General features: G+C 57.2%; 17 protein-coding genes. 8 read left to right on the top strand and 9 right to left on the bottom strand.

Annotated elements, in window-relative coordinates; translation table 11 throughout:
* Positions 1-100: 100 nt before the first annotated feature.
* Positions 101-4,561: a glutamate synthase large subunit gene (gene gltB, locus L2I46_RS07950; protein ID WP_044524842.1), complete on the top strand. Its 4,461-nt coding sequence runs from the start codon at positions 101-103 to the stop codon at positions 4,559-4,561.
* A 9-nt stretch (positions 4,562-4,570) separates the two neighbouring features.
* On the top strand, positions 4,571-5,989 hold the full coding sequence (gene gltD / locus L2I46_RS07945; RefSeq protein ID WP_032454181.1) for a glutamate synthase subunit GltD: 1,419 nt from the start codon (positions 4,571-4,573) through the stop codon (positions 5,987-5,989).
* 55 nt (positions 5,990-6,044) lie between these two features.
* On the opposite strand, the gene L2I46_RS07940 is transcribed toward gltD, so the two are convergent.
* The 7 genes from L2I46_RS07940 to zapE all read right to left on the bottom strand — a co-directional run bounded on the left by L2I46_RS07940 (position 6,045) and on the right by zapE (position 10,553).
* Positions 6,045-6,749, bottom strand: coding sequence for an N-acetylmannosamine-6-phosphate 2-epimerase (locus tag L2I46_RS07940; protein ID WP_085551343.1), 705 nt, complete (start codon positions 6,747-6,749; stop codon positions 6,045-6,047).
* A 125-nt stretch (positions 6,750-6,874) separates the two neighbouring features.
* A complete protein-coding gene (gene sspB / locus L2I46_RS07935; protein ID WP_002918465.1) occupies positions 6,875-7,369 on the bottom strand; it encodes a ClpXP protease specificity-enhancing factor in 495 nt (164 codons plus the stop codon).
* A 3-nt stretch (positions 7,370-7,372) separates the two neighbouring features.
* Complete coding sequence (gene sspA / locus L2I46_RS07930; RefSeq protein ID WP_002918467.1) at positions 7,373-8,011, bottom strand: stringent starvation protein SspA; 639 nt, start codon at positions 8,009-8,011, stop codon at positions 7,373-7,375.
* Positions 7,981-8,265 carry a hypothetical protein gene (locus tag L2I46_RS07925; RefSeq protein WP_136070768.1) on the bottom strand — a complete coding sequence of 95 codons (285 nt, stop codon included), beginning with the start codon at positions 8,263-8,265 and terminating at the stop codon, positions 7,981-7,983. The genes sspA and L2I46_RS07925 overlap by 31 nt, the downstream gene beginning before the upstream one ends.
* Positions 8,266-8,322: 57 nt before the next feature.
* Positions 8,323-8,715: a 30S ribosomal protein S9 gene (gene rpsI, locus L2I46_RS07920; RefSeq protein ID WP_000829818.1), complete on the bottom strand. Its 393-nt coding sequence runs from the start codon at positions 8,713-8,715 to the stop codon at positions 8,323-8,325.
* Positions 8,716-8,730: 15 nt separating this feature from the next.
* The gene (rplM, locus tag L2I46_RS07915; protein WP_002918559.1) at positions 8,731-9,159 is read right to left on the bottom strand and encodes a 50S ribosomal protein L13; all 429 of its coding nucleotides are present in this window, start codon (positions 9,157-9,159) and stop codon (positions 8,731-8,733) included.
* A gap of 266 nt (positions 9,160-9,425) precedes the next feature.
* On the bottom strand, positions 9,426-10,553 hold the full coding sequence (gene zapE, locus L2I46_RS07910) for a cell division protein ZapE (RefSeq protein ID WP_023291141.1): 1,128 nt from the start codon (positions 10,551-10,553) through the stop codon (positions 9,426-9,428).
* Positions 10,554-10,743: 190 nt separating this feature from the next.
* Here zapE and zapG point away from each other — a divergent pair, with 190 nt between their 5' ends.
* The 3 genes from zapG (at position 10,744) to degS (ending at position 13,830) form a co-directional block, all read left to right on the top strand.
* On the top strand, positions 10,744-11,142 hold the full coding sequence (zapG, locus tag L2I46_RS07905; protein ID WP_012540461.1) for a Z-ring associated protein ZapG: 399 nt from the start codon (positions 10,744-10,746) through the stop codon (positions 11,140-11,142).
* A gap of 174 nt (positions 11,143-11,316) precedes the next feature.
* Positions 11,317-12,684, top strand: coding sequence for a serine endoprotease DegQ (gene degQ, locus L2I46_RS07900; protein ID WP_017899931.1), 1,368 nt, complete (start codon positions 11,317-11,319; stop codon positions 12,682-12,684).
* Positions 12,685-12,771: 87 nt separating this feature from the next.
* On the top strand, positions 12,772-13,830 hold the full coding sequence (degS, locus tag L2I46_RS07895; RefSeq protein WP_002918568.1) for an outer membrane-stress sensor serine endopeptidase DegS: 1,059 nt from the start codon (positions 12,772-12,774) through the stop codon (positions 13,828-13,830).
* A gap of 136 nt (positions 13,831-13,966) precedes the next feature.
* Here the strand turns inward: degS and mdh are convergent, their stop codons facing one another.
* Positions 13,967-14,905, bottom strand: coding sequence for a malate dehydrogenase (gene mdh / locus L2I46_RS07890; protein WP_023291150.1), 939 nt, complete (start codon positions 14,903-14,905; stop codon positions 13,967-13,969).
* A gap of 414 nt (positions 14,906-15,319) precedes the next feature.
* Here mdh and argR point away from each other — a divergent pair, with 414 nt between their 5' ends.
* The 3 genes from argR to yhcN-B all read left to right on the top strand — a co-directional run bounded on the left by argR (position 15,320) and on the right by yhcN-B (position 16,793).
* Positions 15,320-15,790: a transcriptional regulator ArgR gene (argR, locus tag L2I46_RS07885; protein ID WP_002918625.1), complete on the top strand. Its 471-nt coding sequence runs from the start codon at positions 15,320-15,322 to the stop codon at positions 15,788-15,790.
* 373 nt (positions 15,791-16,163) lie between these two features.
* Positions 16,164-16,427, top strand: coding sequence for a peroxide/acid stress response protein YhcN (yhcN, locus tag L2I46_RS07880; RefSeq protein WP_017899932.1), 264 nt, complete (start codon positions 16,164-16,166; stop codon positions 16,425-16,427).
* A 99-nt stretch (positions 16,428-16,526) separates the two neighbouring features.
* Positions 16,527-16,793, top strand: coding sequence for a DUF1471 family stress response protein YhcN-B (gene yhcN-B, locus L2I46_RS07875; RefSeq protein WP_002918627.1), 267 nt, complete (start codon positions 16,527-16,529; stop codon positions 16,791-16,793).
* A gap of 50 nt (positions 16,794-16,843) precedes the next feature.
* Here the strand turns inward: yhcN-B and L2I46_RS07870 are convergent, their stop codons facing one another.
* Positions 16,844-17,119 (bottom strand): barstar family protein, encoded by a 276-nt coding sequence (locus L2I46_RS07870; protein WP_002918629.1) that lies wholly within the window; start codon positions 17,117-17,119, stop codon positions 16,844-16,846.
* Positions 17,120-17,145 lie beyond the last annotated feature (26 nt).

Raw genomic sequence — 17,145 nt, 5'->3', positions numbered from 1 at the left:
AGGGCGAATGCGAGGTGCAAACCCCGTCGCCATGCTCTTTCTGTGCCTGTGCGCAATCGGTATCGGAGGGGGTCCGTAGAGCCTGGGGAGGTTCACTGATATGTTGTACGACAAATCCCTTGAGAGGGATAACTGTGGTTTCGGCCTGATCGCCCACATAGAAGGCGAACCTAGCCACAAGGTAGTGCGAACCGCGATACACGCACTGGCCCGCATGCAGCACCGTGGCGCAATCCTTGCCGATGGTAAAACCGGCGACGGTTGCGGTCTGCTGCTGCAAAAACCCGATCGTTTCTTCCGCATCGTTGCCGAAGAGCGCGGCTGGCGTTTAGCCAAAAACTACGCCGTTGGGATGCTGTTCCTGAATAAAGATCCTGAACTGGCGAAAGCGGCACGCCGCATCGTTGAAGAAGAACTTCAGCTTGAGACCCTGTCGATTGTTGGCTGGCGCGATGTGCCGACCAACGAAGGCGTGCTCGGTGAAATCGCCCTCTCCTCGCTGCCCCGTATTGAGCAAATCTTTGTTAACGCCCCGGCTGGCTGGCGCCCGCGCGATATGGAGCGTCGTCTGTTTATTGCGCGTCGTCGCATTGAAAAACGCCTGCAGGAAGACAAAGATTTCTACGTTTGTAGCTTGTCCAACCTGGTCAACATCTATAAAGGTCTGTGTATGCCGGCGGATTTGCCGCGCTTCTACCTGGACCTCGCGGACCTGCGCCTGGAGTCGGCTATCTGCCTGTTCCACCAGCGCTTCTCCACCAACACCGTACCACGCTGGCCGCTGGCGCAGCCGTTCCGCTACCTGGCGCACAACGGTGAAATCAACACCATCACCGGCAACCGCCAGTGGGCTCGCGCCCGTACCTATAAGTTCCAGACCCCGCTGATCCCGGACCTGCACGACGCCGCGCCGTTCGTTAACGAAACCGGCTCCGACTCCAGTTCAATGGACAACATGCTGGAGCTGCTGCTGGCCGGCGGGATGGACATCGTGCGCGCCATGCGTCTGCTGGTGCCGCCAGCCTGGCAGAACAACCCGGATATGGATCCGGAGCTGCGTTCGTTCTTCGACTTTAACTCCATGCATATGGAGCCATGGGACGGCCCGGCGGGCATCGTCATGTCCGATGGTCGCTACGCGGCCTGTAATCTCGACCGTAATGGCCTGCGCCCGGCGCGCTACGTCATTACCAAAGATAAGCTCATCACCTGCGCCTCTGAAGTCGGCATCTGGGACTACCAGCCGGACGAAGTGGTTGAGAAAGGCCGCGTGGGCCCGGGCGAGCTGATGGTTATCGATACCCGTGCCGGACGCATTCTGCACTCAGCGGAAACCGATGACGATCTGAAGAGCCGCCATCCGTATAAAGAGTGGATGGAGAAAAACGTTCGTCGCCTGGTGCCATTTGAAGATCTGCCGGACGAAGAAGTTGGCAGCCGCCAGCTGGACGACGATCTGCTGGCCAGCTACCAGAAACAGTTTAACTACAGCGCGGAAGAGCTGGACTCGGTGCTGCGCGTGCTCGGCGAAAATGGCCAGGAAGCGGTCGGCTCAATGGGCGATGACACGCCTTTCGCCGTCCTTTCCAGCCAGCCGCGCATTATCTACGATTATTTCCGTCAGCAGTTCGCCCAGGTGACGAACCCGCCTATCGATCCGTTGCGTGAAGCTCACGTCATGTCGCTGGCCACCAGCATCGGGCGCGAAATGAACGTCTTCTGCGAAGCGGAAGGCCAGGCGCATCGTCTGAGCTTCAAATCGCCGATCCTGCTGTACTCCGATTTCAAACAGCTGACGACGATGGAAGAAGAGCACTATCGTGCCGACGTCCTCGATATCACCTTCAACCCGGCAGAGGCTTCCCTCAGCGAGACGGTGAAGGCCCTGTGCGACAAAGCGGAGCAAATGGTACGCGATGGTACCGTGCTGCTGGTTCTTTCTGACCGCAACATCGCCAAAGACCGCCTGCCGGTGCCGGCGCCGATGGCCGTTGGCGCGATCCAGACCCGTCTGGTCGATAAAAGTCTGCGCTGCGATGCCAACATCATCGTTGAAACCGCCAGCGCCCGCGATCCGCATCACTTCGCCGTACTGCTGGGCTTCGGCGCGACAGCTATCTATCCGTACCTCGCCTATGAAACGCTGGCGAAGCTGGTCGACAGCAAAGCTATCGATAAACCGTACCGTGCGGTGATGCTGAACTATCGCAACGGTATCAATAAAGGTCTGTATAAGATCATGTCCAAGATGGGGATCTCGACCATCGCCTCCTACCGCTGCTCGAAGCTGTTCGAAGCGGTCGGTCTGCATCGCGATGTCTCCGATCTCTGCTTCCAGGGCGTGGTCAGTCGCATCGGCGGCGCCGGCTTCGACGATTTCCAGCAGGACCTGCTGAATCTGTCGAAACGCGCCTGGCTGGCGCGCAAGCCGCTGGCTCAGGGCGGTCTGCTGAAGTACGTTCACGGCGGCGAATATCACGCCTACAACCCGGACGTGGTGCGTACCCTGCAGCAGGCTGTGCAGAGCGGCGAGTACAGCGATTATCAACAATACGCGAAGCTGGTTAACGAACGTCCGGCGGCCACGCTGCGCGATCTGCTGGCGCTCAACCCGGGCGAAGACGCCATCAGCATCGACGACGTGGAGCCGGCGAAGGAGCTGTTCAAACGCTTCGATACCGCAGCGATGTCGATCGGCGCCCTGAGTCCGGAAGCGCACGAATCGCTGGCGGAAGCGATGAACAGCATCGGCGGCTTCTCTAACTCCGGTGAAGGCGGTGAAGACCCGGCGCGCTACGGCACCAATAAAGTGTCGCGCATCAAGCAGGTGGCGTCCGGCCGCTTCGGCGTCACCCCAGCCTATCTGGTCAATGCCGACGTTATCCAGATCAAAGTCGCCCAGGGCGCGAAGCCGGGTGAAGGCGGCCAGCTGCCGGGTGATAAAGTCACTCCGTACATCGCCAAACTGCGCTATTCGGTACCGGGCGTGACGCTGATCTCCCCGCCGCCGCACCACGATATCTACTCTATCGAGGATTTGGCGCAGCTGATTTTCGACCTCAAGCAGGTCAACCCGAAAGCGATGATTTCGGTCAAACTGGTTTCTGAACCGGGCGTGGGCACCATCGCCACCGGCGTAGCCAAAGCTTATGCCGACCTGATCACCATCGCCGGCTACGACGGCGGCACCGGGGCGAGCCCGCTCTCTTCCGTGAAATATGCCGGCTGTCCGTGGGAGCTTGGTCTGGTGGAAACCCAGCAGGCGCTGGTCGCTAACGGCCTGCGTCATAAGATCCGTCTGCAGGTGGATGGCGGCCTGAAAACCGGCCTCGATATCATCAAAGCGGCGATCCTCGGCGCGGAAAGCTTCGGTTTCGGTACCGGCCCTATGGTGGCGCTGGGCTGTAAATACCTGCGTATTTGCCACCTGAACAACTGCGCGACCGGCGTGGCGACCCAGGATGACAAACTGCGTAAGAACCACTATCACGGTCTGCCGTTCAAAGTGACCAATTACTTTGAATTTATCGCCCGTGAAACCCGCGAGCTGATGGCCCAGCTGGGCGTCAAGCGCCTGGTGGATCTGATTGGCCGCACCGATCTGCTCAAAGAGCTGGATGGGTTCACCGCCAAGCAGCAGAAACTGGATCTGGGTAAACTGCTGGAGACCGCAGAGCCACATCCTGGCAAAGCGCTGTACTGCACCGAAAATAACCCGCCGTTCGATAACGGTGTGCTCAATGCCCAGCTGCTGCAGCAGGCGAAACCGTACGTGGATGAAAAGCAGAGCAAAACGTTCTGGTTCGATATCCGCAATACCGACCGCTCCGTGGGAGCCTCGCTGTCCGGGTATATCGCCCAGACCCATGGCGACCAGGGACTGGCGGGCGACCCGATCGTCGCTCACTTTAGCGGCACCGCGGGCCAGAGCTTCGGCGTGTGGAACGCCGGCGGCGTGGAACTGCATCTGACGGGCGACGCCAACGACTATGTCGGCAAAGGCATGGCGGGCGGTCTGCTGGCCATTCGTCCGCCGGTGGGCTCCGCTTTCCGCAGCCACGAAGCCAGCATTATCGGCAACACCTGCCTGTACGGCGCGACCGGTGGTCGTCTGTACGCCGCAGGCCGCGCAGGTGAGCGTTTCGCGGTGCGTAACTCCGGCGCCATCACCGTGGTGGAAGGCATCGGCGACAACGGCTGTGAATACATGACCGGCGGTATCGTCTGCGTGCTCGGTAAAACCGGCGTCAACTTTGGCGCAGGGATGACCGGCGGCTTTGCCTATGTCCTGGATGAAGATGGCGACTTCCGTAAACGCGTGAACCCGGAGCTGGTGGAAGTGCTGGACGTTGACTCTCTGGCCATCCATGAAGAGCACCTGCGCGGTTTAATCACCGAGCACGTGCAGCTTACCGGTTCGCAACGCGGCGAAGAGATCCTCGCCAACTGGCCGGCCTTCTCCGCGAAGTTTGCGCTGGTTAAACCGAAGTCCAGCGATGTTAAAGCACTGTTGGGTCACCGTAGTCGTTCCGCAGCTGAGCTGCGGGTGCAGGCGCAGTAAGGGGTTAAGATGAGTCAGAACGTTTATCAATTTATCGACCTGCAGCGCGTTGATCCGCCAAAGAAACCGCTGAAGATCCGTAAAATTGAATTTGTGGAAATTTACGAGCCGTTTTCAGAAGGCCAGGCCAAGGCGCAGGCGGATCGCTGCCTCTCCTGCGGCAACCCGTACTGCGAGTGGAAGTGCCCGGTGCATAACTACATCCCGAACTGGCTGAAGCTGGCCAACGAGGGGCGTATTTTTGAGGCGGCAGAGCTGTCGCACCAGACCAACACCCTGCCGGAAGTCTGCGGGCGCGTCTGCCCGCAGGACCGCCTGTGTGAAGGCTCCTGTACGCTGAACGATGAGTTCGGCGCGGTGACCATCGGCAACATCGAACGCTATATCAATGATAAGGCATTCGAGATGGGCTGGCGTCCGGATCTCTCCGGCGTGAAACCGACCGGTAAAACCGTCGCGATCATCGGCGCTGGCCCGGCGGGCCTCGCCTGTGCCGACGTGTTGACCCGCAACGGCGTCAAGGCGGTGGTGTTTGACCGCCATCCGGAAATCGGCGGCCTGCTGACCTTCGGTATCCCGGCGTTCAAGCTGGAAAAAGAGGTGATGACCCGCCGCCGGGAGATCTTCACCGGCATGGGCATTGAGTTCAAACTCAATACCGAAGTGGGCCGCGACGTGCAGCTCGACGACCTGCTGAAAGAGTACGATGCCGTGTTCCTCGGCGTCGGCACCTATCAGTCGATGCGCGGCGGGCTGGACAATGAAGACGCCCCGGGCGTCTACGACGCGCTGCCGTTCCTGATCGCCAACACCAAGCAGATCATGGGCTTTGGCGAAACCGCCGATGAGCCCTACGTCAGCATGGAAGGCAAACGCGTGGTCGTTCTCGGCGGTGGCGATACCGCGATGGACTGCGTACGTACCTCCGTCCGTCAGAATGCGGCGCACGTGATCTGCGCCTATCGTCGTGACGAAGAGAACATGCCGGGTTCAAAACGCGAAGTGAAAAACGCGCGTGAGGAAGGCGTTGAGTTCCAGTTCAACGTCCAGCCGCTGGGCGTGGAAGTGAATGCCAACGGCAAAGTGTGCGGCGTGAAGATGGCGCGCACCGAGATGGGCCAGCCGGATGCGAAAGGCCGCCGTCGCGCGGAGATCGTCGCCGGCTCTGAGCACGTGGTGCCGGCAGACGCCGTCGTCATGGCGTTTGGCTTCCGTCCCCACAGCATGGAGTGGCTGGCGAAGCACAGCGTCGAGCTGGACTCCCAGGGCCGCATCATTGCGCCGGAAGGCAGCGAGAACGCCTTCCAGACCAGCAACCCGAAAATCTTCGCCGGTGGCGATATCGTTCGCGGTTCCGACCTGGTGGTCACCGCGATTGCGGAAGGACGTAAAGCGGCTGACGGGATCCTCAACTACCTTGAAGTCTAATTAGGCCCGGAGTCTCAGCGCATAAAAGCCCGATGGTTAACGCCATCGGGCTTTTTTATTGCCCATTCGCCGGGCAGACCGCCGCTTTCAGCGCCGTATTATACCAGCCGCAGATATGTTCTAAGCGGGTGATCGCCGAGCCGACGGTCACCGCCCACGCGCCGCAGCGCATTGCCTCAGCCGCCTGCGCAGGCGTATTGTAGCGTCCCTCAGCGACCACTCTGCAGCCCGCGGCGCTCAGGCTTTTCACCAGCGCCAGATCCGGCTCGACCGGTGTCTCCTCTGCGGTATAGCCTGAGAGGGTGGTGCCAACCATATCGAAGCCCAATTGCCAGCATTCAAGGGCATCGTCGAGAGAGGAACAATCTGCCATCGCATTTTTCCCCTGGCGGTGAATTGCCGCCAACAACGATGCGACAGAGGCCGGACGCTGACGCCGCGTGCCGTCAACCGCAATGATATCGGCCCCTGCCTGCGCCAGGGCATTCACATCCTCAAGCCACGGCGTAATACGCACCGGGCTATCATGCAGATCGCGCTTAATCAGCGCGATAACAGGCACCGTCACTAACGGACGAACGGCCTGCAGGTTGGCCAGACCTTCGATGCGCAGCGCCACCGCCCCCGCCTGCTCCGCCGCCAGCCCCATCGCCGCGACGATGGCGGGGTTATCCAGCGGGCTGCCCGGCACCGGCTGGCAGGAGACAATTAATCCGCCATGATGACGGATATGCTGGTCCAGTTGTGCGAGTAAAGTCATGTCTGCTCCCTGAAAGCTACCTGTGGCGATGACAGTACCAGCCATGGGGCGCCTCGTTTGTGGCAGAGTTAACAAAGCGGACAGACAAAAAAAACAGGCCCCGCAGGGCCTGTCAGAGAAGGGATTTACTTCACCACGCGCAGCGCCGGGCGACCGCCGCGCGGCGGCGGCGTGTCGTCAGGATCGTCGTCGTGATTATCGGGCTTATCGCCATCAATCACCGACATCACCGTTTCGCTTTCACTCTCAGGCGCGACGTCATCATCGTTGAGGCTGCTGACGTCTTCGTCATAGGCCGCTTCCGGTTCAAACATCGTGCCGGCGCCGTTCTCACGGGCATAGATGGCGAGTACCGCAGCCAGCGGGACAGATACGTTGCGCGGCACGCCGCCAAAGCGCGCGTTGAAGCGCACTTCGTCGTTCGCCAGCTCAAGATTACCTACCGCACGCGGGGCAATATTGAGAACGATTTGCCCGTCGCGCGCATACTCCATCGGCACGAGCACGCCCGGCAGCGTGACATCCACCACCAGATGCGGCGTCAGCTGGTTATCCAGCAGCCAGTCATAAAACGCCCGCAGCAGATACGGGCGACGCGGCGTCAGCTGTGATACATCCATTATTTAGCCCCGACCGAGGCGCATTTCACGCTCGGCTTCAGTTAAAGAGGCGAGGAAGGAATCACGCTCAAATACGCGAGTCATATAGCCTTTGAGCTCTTTCGCGCCTGCGCCAACCAGCTCCACACCGAGAACCGGCAGACGCCACAGCAGCGGCGCCAGGTAGCAATCCACCAGGCTGAACTCATCGCTCAGGAAGTAAGGTTTCTGGGTGAACACCGGCGCGATGGCCAGCAGTTCTTCACGCAGTTGCTTACGCGCAGCATCAGCTTGCGCTGCGGTACCGCTCTGGATGGTGTTCATCAGCGAATACCAGTCCTTCTCGATACGTTGCATATACAGACGGCTTTCGCCACGCGCCACCGGATAAACCGGCATTAACGGCGGGTGCGGGAAACGCTCATCCAGGTATTCCATAATGATGCGGGATTCCCACAGAGTGAGCTCACGATCCACCAGCGTCGGTACGCTTTGATTCGGGTTGAGGTCAATCAGATCCTGAGGCGGGTTGTCCTTCTCCACGTGCTCTATCTCAAAACTGACACCCTTCTCGGCCAGCACAATGCGGACCTGATGGCTATAGATGTCAGTAGGACCAGAAAACAGCGTCATTACCGAACGTTTGTTGGCAGCGACAGCCATGAAAACCTCCAGGTATATTCAGAATTTTGTACTGCTGCCAGCCACTCATGGCCGGCCAGATGTAAAAACCCCAGTAGCGCGATGTCACCTTCGTTCACGAATAAAACAAAAAATGAACAATCACCAGCATTTGGGCAGAAAATTGGATGATAGTTTACCAGATTTTGAAGACGTTGTGGTGAGGGGATTCTGGAAATGCTGAAAAAGTGGCAAGAACCGGCGGTAAGCTTGTGGATAACAGCAGTTTTATCCATAAAAAAACCCGCCGGAGCGGGTTTTTTCGCAAATTGTTCTGCGTGAGCAGAAAACAATTAACGTTTGGAGAACTGCGGACGACGACGTGCTTTACGCAGACCGACTTTCTTACGTTCAACCTGACGAGCGTCACGAGTGACGAAGCCAGCTTTACGCAGTTCAGAACGCAGGGACTCGTCGTACTCCATCAGAGCGCGGGTGATACCGTGACGGATCGCACCAGCCTGACCAGAGATACCACCACCTTTAACAGTGATGTACAGATCCAGTTTCTCAACCATGTCGACCAGTTCCAGCGGCTGACGAACTACCATGCGGGCAGTTTCACGACCGAAGTACTGTTCCAGAGAACGCTGGTTGATAACGATTTTGCCGTTGCCCGGTTTGATGAAAACGCGAGCTGCGGAACTTTTGCGGCGACCAGTGCCGTAGTATTGATTTTCAGCCATTGCCTATAATCCCGATTAGATGTCAAGAACTTGCGGTTGCTGTGCCGCGTGGTTGTGCTCGTTACCCGCGTAAACTTTCAGTTTACGGTACATAGCACGACCCAGCGGGCCTTTTGGCAGCATGCCTTTAACCGCGATTTCAATCACACGCTCAGGACGGCGGGCAATCATCTCTTCAAAGGTCGCTTCTTTGATACCACCGATGTGGCCGGTGTGGTGGTAATACATTTTGTCTTCGCGCTTGTTGCCGGTAACAGCAACTTTTTCTGCGTTCAGAACGATGATGTAATCACCGGTATCAACGTGCGGAGTGTATTCCGCTTTGTGCTTACCGCGCAGGCGACGAGCCAGTTCAGTAGCCAGACGGCCCAGAGTTTTACCGGTCGCGTCAACAACATACCAGTCGCGTTTTACGGTTTCTGGTTTAGCTGTAAAAGTTTTCATTAAAAGCTTACCCAAATAATAAGTTACACGTTGGTGAACACCCAAACGTTTAGTCAGTTGAGGTTCACACGACATTGTCCAGCAAACCTACCCCTTCGAATAGCCTATGCCGGCACATAGAAAGTTTCGGGAAAAAAACCTTCTCGTAACGTGGGGTCGCAAGATTATAGAGAAGTCGGGGTCAAAGATCGACCCCTTTATGAGATTTTTCAGGCAGCTCCCGGGGCGGCCCTGCGGCCCTGAATTCGCCGGGAAAAAGTATCCTGTCAGGGCATATGCGGGCGCTTGAGGTACTCTTCGCTCTGCATCTCCTGCAGACGCGACAGACAGCGCTGAAACTCAAACTTCAGCCGCTCTCCCTGATAAATGTCGTACAGCGGCACCGCCGCGCTGACCACCAGCTTCACGTGGCGCTCATAGAACTCATCCACCAGGGCGATAAAGCGCCGGGCTTCGCTCTCCAGCTGCGCGGTCATCACCGGCACATCGAACAGCATCACGGTGTGGAACAGGCGGGAGAGCGCGATATAGTCATGCTGGCTACGGGCATCCACGCACAGCGTGGCGAACGACGCCGCCAGCGTCTGGTTTTCCACGCCGAGGGTCGGCAGCTCGCGATGGTTGATCTCCAGCGTCGGCCCGGCAGCGCGCGGCGCGCCGGCCAGCGCCAGCCACAGTTTATCCATCTGTTCGCGGGTGTCGTTATTCAGCGGCGACAGCCACAGGTGCGCCTGGGTCAGGGTACGCAAGCGATAATCGATGCCGGCATCGACGTTCATAATATCGCAATGCTGCTTGATGGCGTCGATAGCGGGCAGAAAACGGGCGCGCTGCAGGCCATTGCGATAGAGCTCATCCGGCGGAATATTGGAGGTCGCCACCAGCGTGATGCCGCGGGCGAACAGGGCCTTCATCAGCCCGCCCAACAGCATGGCGTCGGTTATATCGGAGACAAAAAACTCGTCGAAACAGAGCACGTCGGTTTCCGCTTTAAAGCGGTCGGCGACAATGTCCAGCGGGTCGCTATGGCCCTGCAGGGTGGTCAGCTCTTCGTGCACCCGCAGCATAAAGCGATGGAAATGCAGGCGCTGCTTACGCTCGCCCGGCAGGCTCTGGTAAAACAGGTCCATCAGCCAGGTTTTCCCCCGCCCCACGCCGCCCCACATATACAGGCCGCGGACGGGCGCCGCCTCGGCTGCTGGTTCGCGCTTACCCAGCAGTTTGCCGAATTTCGCGCGCAAACCGCCGCCTGACGCGACGGGCGCGGGCTGAGTCTGCAGTTCCTGGTAAATGGTATCGAGGCGGCTCACCGCTTCTTGCTGGACGTCGTCGGGTTGATGGCTGCCCTCTTTCAGGGCTGAAAGGTAACGCGATGTTGGAGACAGGCTTTGCATGATCTAATTGTTATTCCTTGAAAACCGTGATGTCGAAGCTCACGATTGACGAAAAAAAGGCCGTTCTACACTACGCGATGATACGCCAGGATTCCACTTCTGTGGAATTAGCGGTTATAGTGGCACTATCGGGCGCAGGCGGAGAGCCTAAGAGCCACCCTACGGAACCACAATACAACGGGAGATGTTCATGACCTGGGAATACGCGCTAATTGGGTTAGTCGTCGGTATCATCATTGGTGCCGTCGCCATGCGTTTCGGCAACCGCAAACTGCGCCAGCAGCAGGCGCTGCAGTTCGAACTGGAAAAAAATAAAGCCGAGCTTGAAGAGTACCGTGAAGAGCTGGTCAGCCATTTTGCGCGCAGCGCCGAGCTGCTGGATAACATGGCGCACGACTACCGTCAGCTGTATCAGCATATGGCGAAAAGCTCTAACAACCTGCTGCCGGATTCCATGGCAGACGCCAACCCGTTCCGCAACCGCCTGGAAGAGTCTGAAGCCAGCAACGATCAGGCGCCGGTCCAGATGCCGCGCGACTACTCCGAAGGCGCATCCGGATTACTGCGCGGTGGCGCAAAACGCGATTAAACAATCGCCTCTGATAAAATATTCTCCGGGCGCGCCCATCGCGCCCGCTCCTTCCCCCACTTCCCGGCTACAATTTAAACCAGTCCCCACATTGTTACCTGCGCAAAAATTCAATAACATCAGGTTATTCAGGACATTTTTCCATACACCTCAGGTTACGAGAGCCAGCATCTAATGAAGAAACAGACTTTGCTGTTGAGTGCGTTAGCGTTAAGCATTGGGTTATCGTTGTCGGTTCTGCCTCCGGCAGCAGCATCCTTACCGACTCAGGTGCCCGGCCAGGGCGCGTTACCAAGCCTGGCGCCGATGCTGGAAAAGGTCCTGCCGGCGGTAGTCAGCGTCCAGGTGGAAGGCACTGCCTCGCCGACGCTCAATATGCCGGAAGAGCTGAAGAAATATTTTGGCGATAACGCCCCGCAAGAGCAGGCGCAGCCGTTCGAAGGGCTTGGCTCCGGCGTCATTATCGACGCAGCGAAAGGCTACGTGCTGACCAATAACCACGTCATCAATCAGGCGCAGAAGATCAGCGTCCAGCTGAACGATGGTCGTGAATTTGATGCCAAACTGGTCGGTAGCGATGAACAGAGCGACATTGCTCTGCTGCAGCTGATTAAGCCGTCAAACCTGACGCAAATCGCCATTGCTGACTCCGATAAACTCCGCGTCGGCGACTTCGCCGTCGCCGTCGGCAACCCGTTCGGCCTTGGTCAGACCGCCACCTCCGGCATTATCTCTGCCCTTGGCCGCAGCGGCCTGAACCTTGAAGGGCTGGAGAATTTCATCCAGACCGATGCCTCCATCAACCGCGGCAACTCCGGCGGCGCGCTGTTGAACCTCAACGGCGAGCTTATCGGGATCAACACCGCGATCCTGGCGCCGGGCGGCGGCAGCATCGGCATCGGCTTCGCCATCCCGAGCAACATGGCGAAAACCCTCGCCGATCAGCTCATTCAGTTTGGCGAAATCAAGCGCGGCCTGCTGGGCATTAAAGGCATGGAAATGAGCGCCGATATCGCCAAGGCGATGAACCTCAACGTTCAGCGCGGCGCCTTCGTCAGTGAAGTGCTGCCAAACTCCGGGTCCGCCAAAGCGGGGATCAAATCCGGCGACGTCATCGTTAGTCTGAACGGCAAACCGCTGAACAGTTTTGCCGAACTGCGCTCGCGGATCGCCACCACCGAGCCGGGGACCAAAGTCAAACTGGGCCTGCTGCGCGATGGAAAACCGGTCGATGTCGAAGTGACGCTGGATAAGAGCACCTCCTCCACCGCCAGCGCTGAGCTGATTATCCCGGCTCTGCAGGGTGCCTCGTTCAGCGACGGTCAGATGAAAGATGGCACCAAAGGGGTGGTGATCGATAATGTCGATAAAGGCAGCGCCGCCGCCCAGGTCGGCCTGCATAAGGATGACATTATCATTGGCCTTAACCGCGAGCGTATTCATTCGATTGCCGAATTACGCAAAGTGCTCGAAGGCAAACCGCCGGTCATCGCCCTGAACGTGATCCGCGGCAACGAAAGCATCTATCTGCTGCTGCGCTGATTGTCTCCCCGGACATCGCCGCCATGTGCGATGTCCGGACAACTCATGCTATGCTGCGCCTGACCATTCATTAACGATATCTGCATCATGCCTGGAAAGTTATTACGTTCAGTACTCATCGGTTTGCTTGTCGGGGGCCTGCTGTTGGCCCTGATGCCCTCGCTGCGCCAGTGGCAGCTAGCGCCGACCACCCAGAACGATACGGCAGACGACTCCCCGGCGAGCTATAACGCCGCCGTACGCCGCGCCGCGCCCGCCGTAGTGAACGTCTATAACCGCGCCCTGAACAGCACCAGCCATAATCAGCTGACGCTTGGCTCCGGGGTGATCATGGACCAGCGCGGCTATATCCTGACCAACAAGCATGTGATTAACGATGCCGACCAGATTATCGTCGCTCTGCAGGACGGCCGGGTCTTCGAAGCGCTGCTGGTAGGCTCCGATTCCCTGACCGACCTCGCGGTGCTGAAGATCAACGCTACCGGCGGGCTGCCGGTGATCCCGATCAACCCGAAACGCACGCCGCACATCGGCGATGTGGTGCTGGCGATTGGCAACCCCTATAACCTGGGACAGACCATCACCCAGGGGATCATCAGCGCCACAGGGCGCATTGGCCTCAACCCCACCGGCCGCCAGAATTTCCTGCAGACTGACGCCTCGATCAACCACGGTAACTCCGGCGGGGCGCTGGTGAACTCCCTCGGCGAGCTAATGGGGATTAACACCCTCTCCTTTGACAAGAGCAACGACGGCGAAACGCCTGAAGGCATTGGCTTTGCGATCCCGTTCCAGTTAGCGACCAAAATTATGGACAAGCTGATCCGGGATGGCCGTGTGATCCGCGGCTATATCGGCATTAGCGGCCGGGAGATCGCCCCGCTGCACGCGCAGGGCGGCGGGATCGATCAGATCCAGGGGATCGTCGTTAACGATGTCGCGCCGGACGGACCGGCCGCGCAGGCGGGGATCCGCGCCAACGACGTGATCATCTCCGTGAATGACAAACCCGCGGTCTCCGCGCTGGAGACGATGGATCAGGTAGCCGAGATCCGCCCGGGTTCGGAAATTCCGGTGGTCATCATGCGTGATGATAAGAAAATCACGCTCCATATCGCCGTCCAGGAATACCCGGCCACCAACTAAGCGGCTCCCCGTTTGGGGAGCCACGTTAATCGCTAAATACCGGACCGGCCGGGAATCTGACCAAAAACCCGGTCATCATGAATGCAAGACAATAAAAAGCCGGAACAACAGTTCCGGCTTTTTTGAGCGTGCGAGGTTACTTGTTGACGAAGTCTTCGCCGAGCGCGATATCTTTCTTCAGGGTGTCCAGCATGCCTTCCAGCGCCTGCTGCTCAAAGGCGCTGAGTTTGCCGATAGACTGACGCTCTTCTACGCCGTTTTTCCCCAGCAGGAGCGGCTGAGAGAAGAAACGCGCATACTGGCCGTCGCCTTCCACGTAGGCGCACTCCACTACGCCTTTTTCTCCCTGCATGGCGCGAACCAGAGAAAGGCCAAAGCGCGCAGCCGCCTGACCCATCGACAAGGTCGCCGACCCGCCGCCCGCTTTCGCTTCCACGACCTCGGTACCGGCGTTTTGAATGCGTTTAGTCAGATCGGCCACTTCCTGATCGCTAAAGCTGACGCCCGGGATCTGCGACAGTAAAGGCAGAATGGTGACCCCGGAGTGACCGCCAATAACCGGGACTTCCACCTCGGTTGCCGATTGACCTTTCAGCTCCGCCACAAAGGTGTTGGAGCGGATGATGTCCAGCGTAGTCACGCCGAACAGTTTGTTTTTATCGTACACGCCGGCTTTTTTCAGCACTTCGGCGGCGATGGCCACGGTGGTGTTCACCGGGTTGGTAATAATGCCGATGCAGGCCTGCGGGCAGGTTTTGGCTATCTGCTGCACGAGGTTCTTAACGATACCCGCATTCACATTAAACAGGTCGGAACGATCCATGCCGGGCTTACGCGCTACGCCCGCGGAGATCAGCACCACATCAGCGCCTTCCAGCGCCGGGGTAGCATCTTCACCGGAAAATCCTTTAATTTTTACATCTGTGGGGATATGACTTAGATCTACCGCCACGCCCGGCGTAACCGGAGCAATGTCGTACAACGAGAGCTCTGAACCTGAAGGCAGTTGGGTCTTAAGTAGTAGGGCAAGCGCCTGGCCGATACCACCGGCAGCGCCAAGGACTGCAACTTTCATCCTAAACTCCTTATTATGGTTAATTTAGTCTTTCGTTATTCCGTCGCCTGGACCTTAATTCACAAGATGAACAATTACAATGATTATGGCTGAAGAATGCATTATTGTGCGTAGCAATAGAACAGCGGCGCACTTTATGCTTCCTGACTGACCATCCAGCAAAGCGAAGTACCGGATCGACTATTGGTTACAATACACCCAGCCAGTTGCGCAAAACAACACCAACTCAATAACATTTCATTTACTTTTACATGCCTTTAAGCGTTGTGATGAGAACATGTTCCTTATACGGTTTTTTTGCTAAAATATGCCCCCTTCATAACATTATTGACCTATCCCCTCGCGGATTATTTGCATAAAAATTCACGGTTATGCATAATGATGTTGATTTTACCACCATAATCTGGGTGACTTATGCGAAGTTCGGCAAAACAAGAAGAACTGGTTAAAGCGTTTAAAGCGCTGCTTAAAGAAGAGAAATTCAGCTCGCAGGGAGAGATCGTCCAGGCGCTGCAGGAAGAAGGCTTCGAGAATATCAACCAATCGAAGGTTTCCCGCATGCTCACCAAATTTGGCGCGGTTCGTACCCGTAACGCCAAAATGGAAATGGTCTATTGCCTGCCTGCCGAGCTTGGCGTGCCGACCACCTCCAGCCCGCTGAAAAATCTGGTGCTGGATATCGATTATAACGATGCCGTCGTGGTGATTCACACCAGCCCCGGGGCAGCGCAGCTGATCGCCCGTCTTCTCGACTCGCTGGGCAAGGCGGAAGGTATTCTTGGCAGCATCGCCGGGGATGACACCATCTTCACCACGCCAGCGCGCGGTTTCACAGTGAAAGATCTGCACGACGCTATCCTGGTGCTGTTCGAACAGGAACTCTGAGCATTCCCCTCTGGCAACCGTCAGAGGGTGATTCCCCCTCTTCTCTCCCTCCCCCCTTTCAACTCAACAAAAATTTAACATTTCGTGTGATTTAGCCTGTCTATACGTTCTTTTACGTAAGGGAAACGCCTAAAACGCACGAAAGATCAAAATCGTATACCTTTATGATTTTATTAGAAATAAAACTTATCTCTGTCTGTGACTCGTCATTTTTAATTCTTATCGGTTATAAAAAGCGCAATTTATTGTAACTATTAACGCACAAAACAATTAGCATGGTATTAATATTTTTGGTGATTAGTGTATACTTGTTTTTGTGATGAGGGTCACGAAACAAAGACCCTCAACAAAAAGATTCGACGAGGTGAACATCATGAAAATCAAAACCACTGTAGCAGCTCTCAGCATCCTGTCCGTCATGTCGTTTGGCGCTTTCGCCGCTGATGTTATCAACAGCGAGCAAGCCCAGGGCCGCGAGGCCATCGGTACAGTTTCCGTCGGCGCGGTAGCCTCTTCCCCGATGGATATGCATGAAATGCTGAACAAAAAAGCGCAGGAAGAAGGGGCTTCTTCTTACCGCATTATCGAAGCCCGCACTGGCGACCACTGGCATGCCACTGCTGAGCTGTATAAATAAGTTTTAGATCGTCAACGATTAACCCGACAAAAATTCTCTACCGCGGCCCGGCCTCATTCATCGCCCCGCCGCGGCAAAACAAAGACTGGAGTAAAGATTATGAAACGCGCAATGATCATCGCATCCCTTGGCCTGGCTTCTCTTCTCTCTTTCGGCGCTAGCGCGGCCGTTCAGCAAGTGAACGCCGAGCAAGCCCAGAACCTGCAGTCCATGGGCACCATCTCGGTTTCCCAGGTAGGTAGTGCGCCAATGGACATGCGTCAGGAGCTGGCCGCTAAAGCCGAGAAAGAAGGCGCCAGCAGCTACCGTATTATTGAAGCACGTACCGGCGATAGCTGGCACGCCACCGCTGAGCTGTACAAATAAACCCTCGTCGTCTTATTTCGACGACTTGCCCCCGCCTGCCGGGGGCTTTTTTATGCCTGCCGGGCGTTAAAACGTAACTCCCCCTCCAGCTCTTCCTCTGCTTCATCAAATAATAAAATTAACGCCCCAAAACGCCGACGCTGCTTGTCATTTAAATGGATGAACTCAATGTCCAGCGGCAGCGGCAGCAGCCCACCGGTCACCGCGTCCCATAGCGAATCAAGGTTGTTGACCTTATCCTGTGCCAGCTCGAAGGTGCGGGAAAACTCCCGGTAGAAATCCTGTTGCTCGGCGATTTCGTCAAAATCAAACGTATAGGTGGTCATGGCAGCCCCTCCCGCTTCTCTTCCTG

Source organism: Klebsiella sp. 2019SCSN059 (assembly GCF_021739525.1).
In the GTDB taxonomy this organism is placed as follows: Bacteria; Pseudomonadota; Gammaproteobacteria; order Enterobacterales; family Enterobacteriaceae; genus Klebsiella; species Klebsiella quasipneumoniae.
The sequence above is the reverse complement of the archived record's forward strand: the minus strand, read 5'-3'. Positions and strand labels throughout refer to the sequence as shown.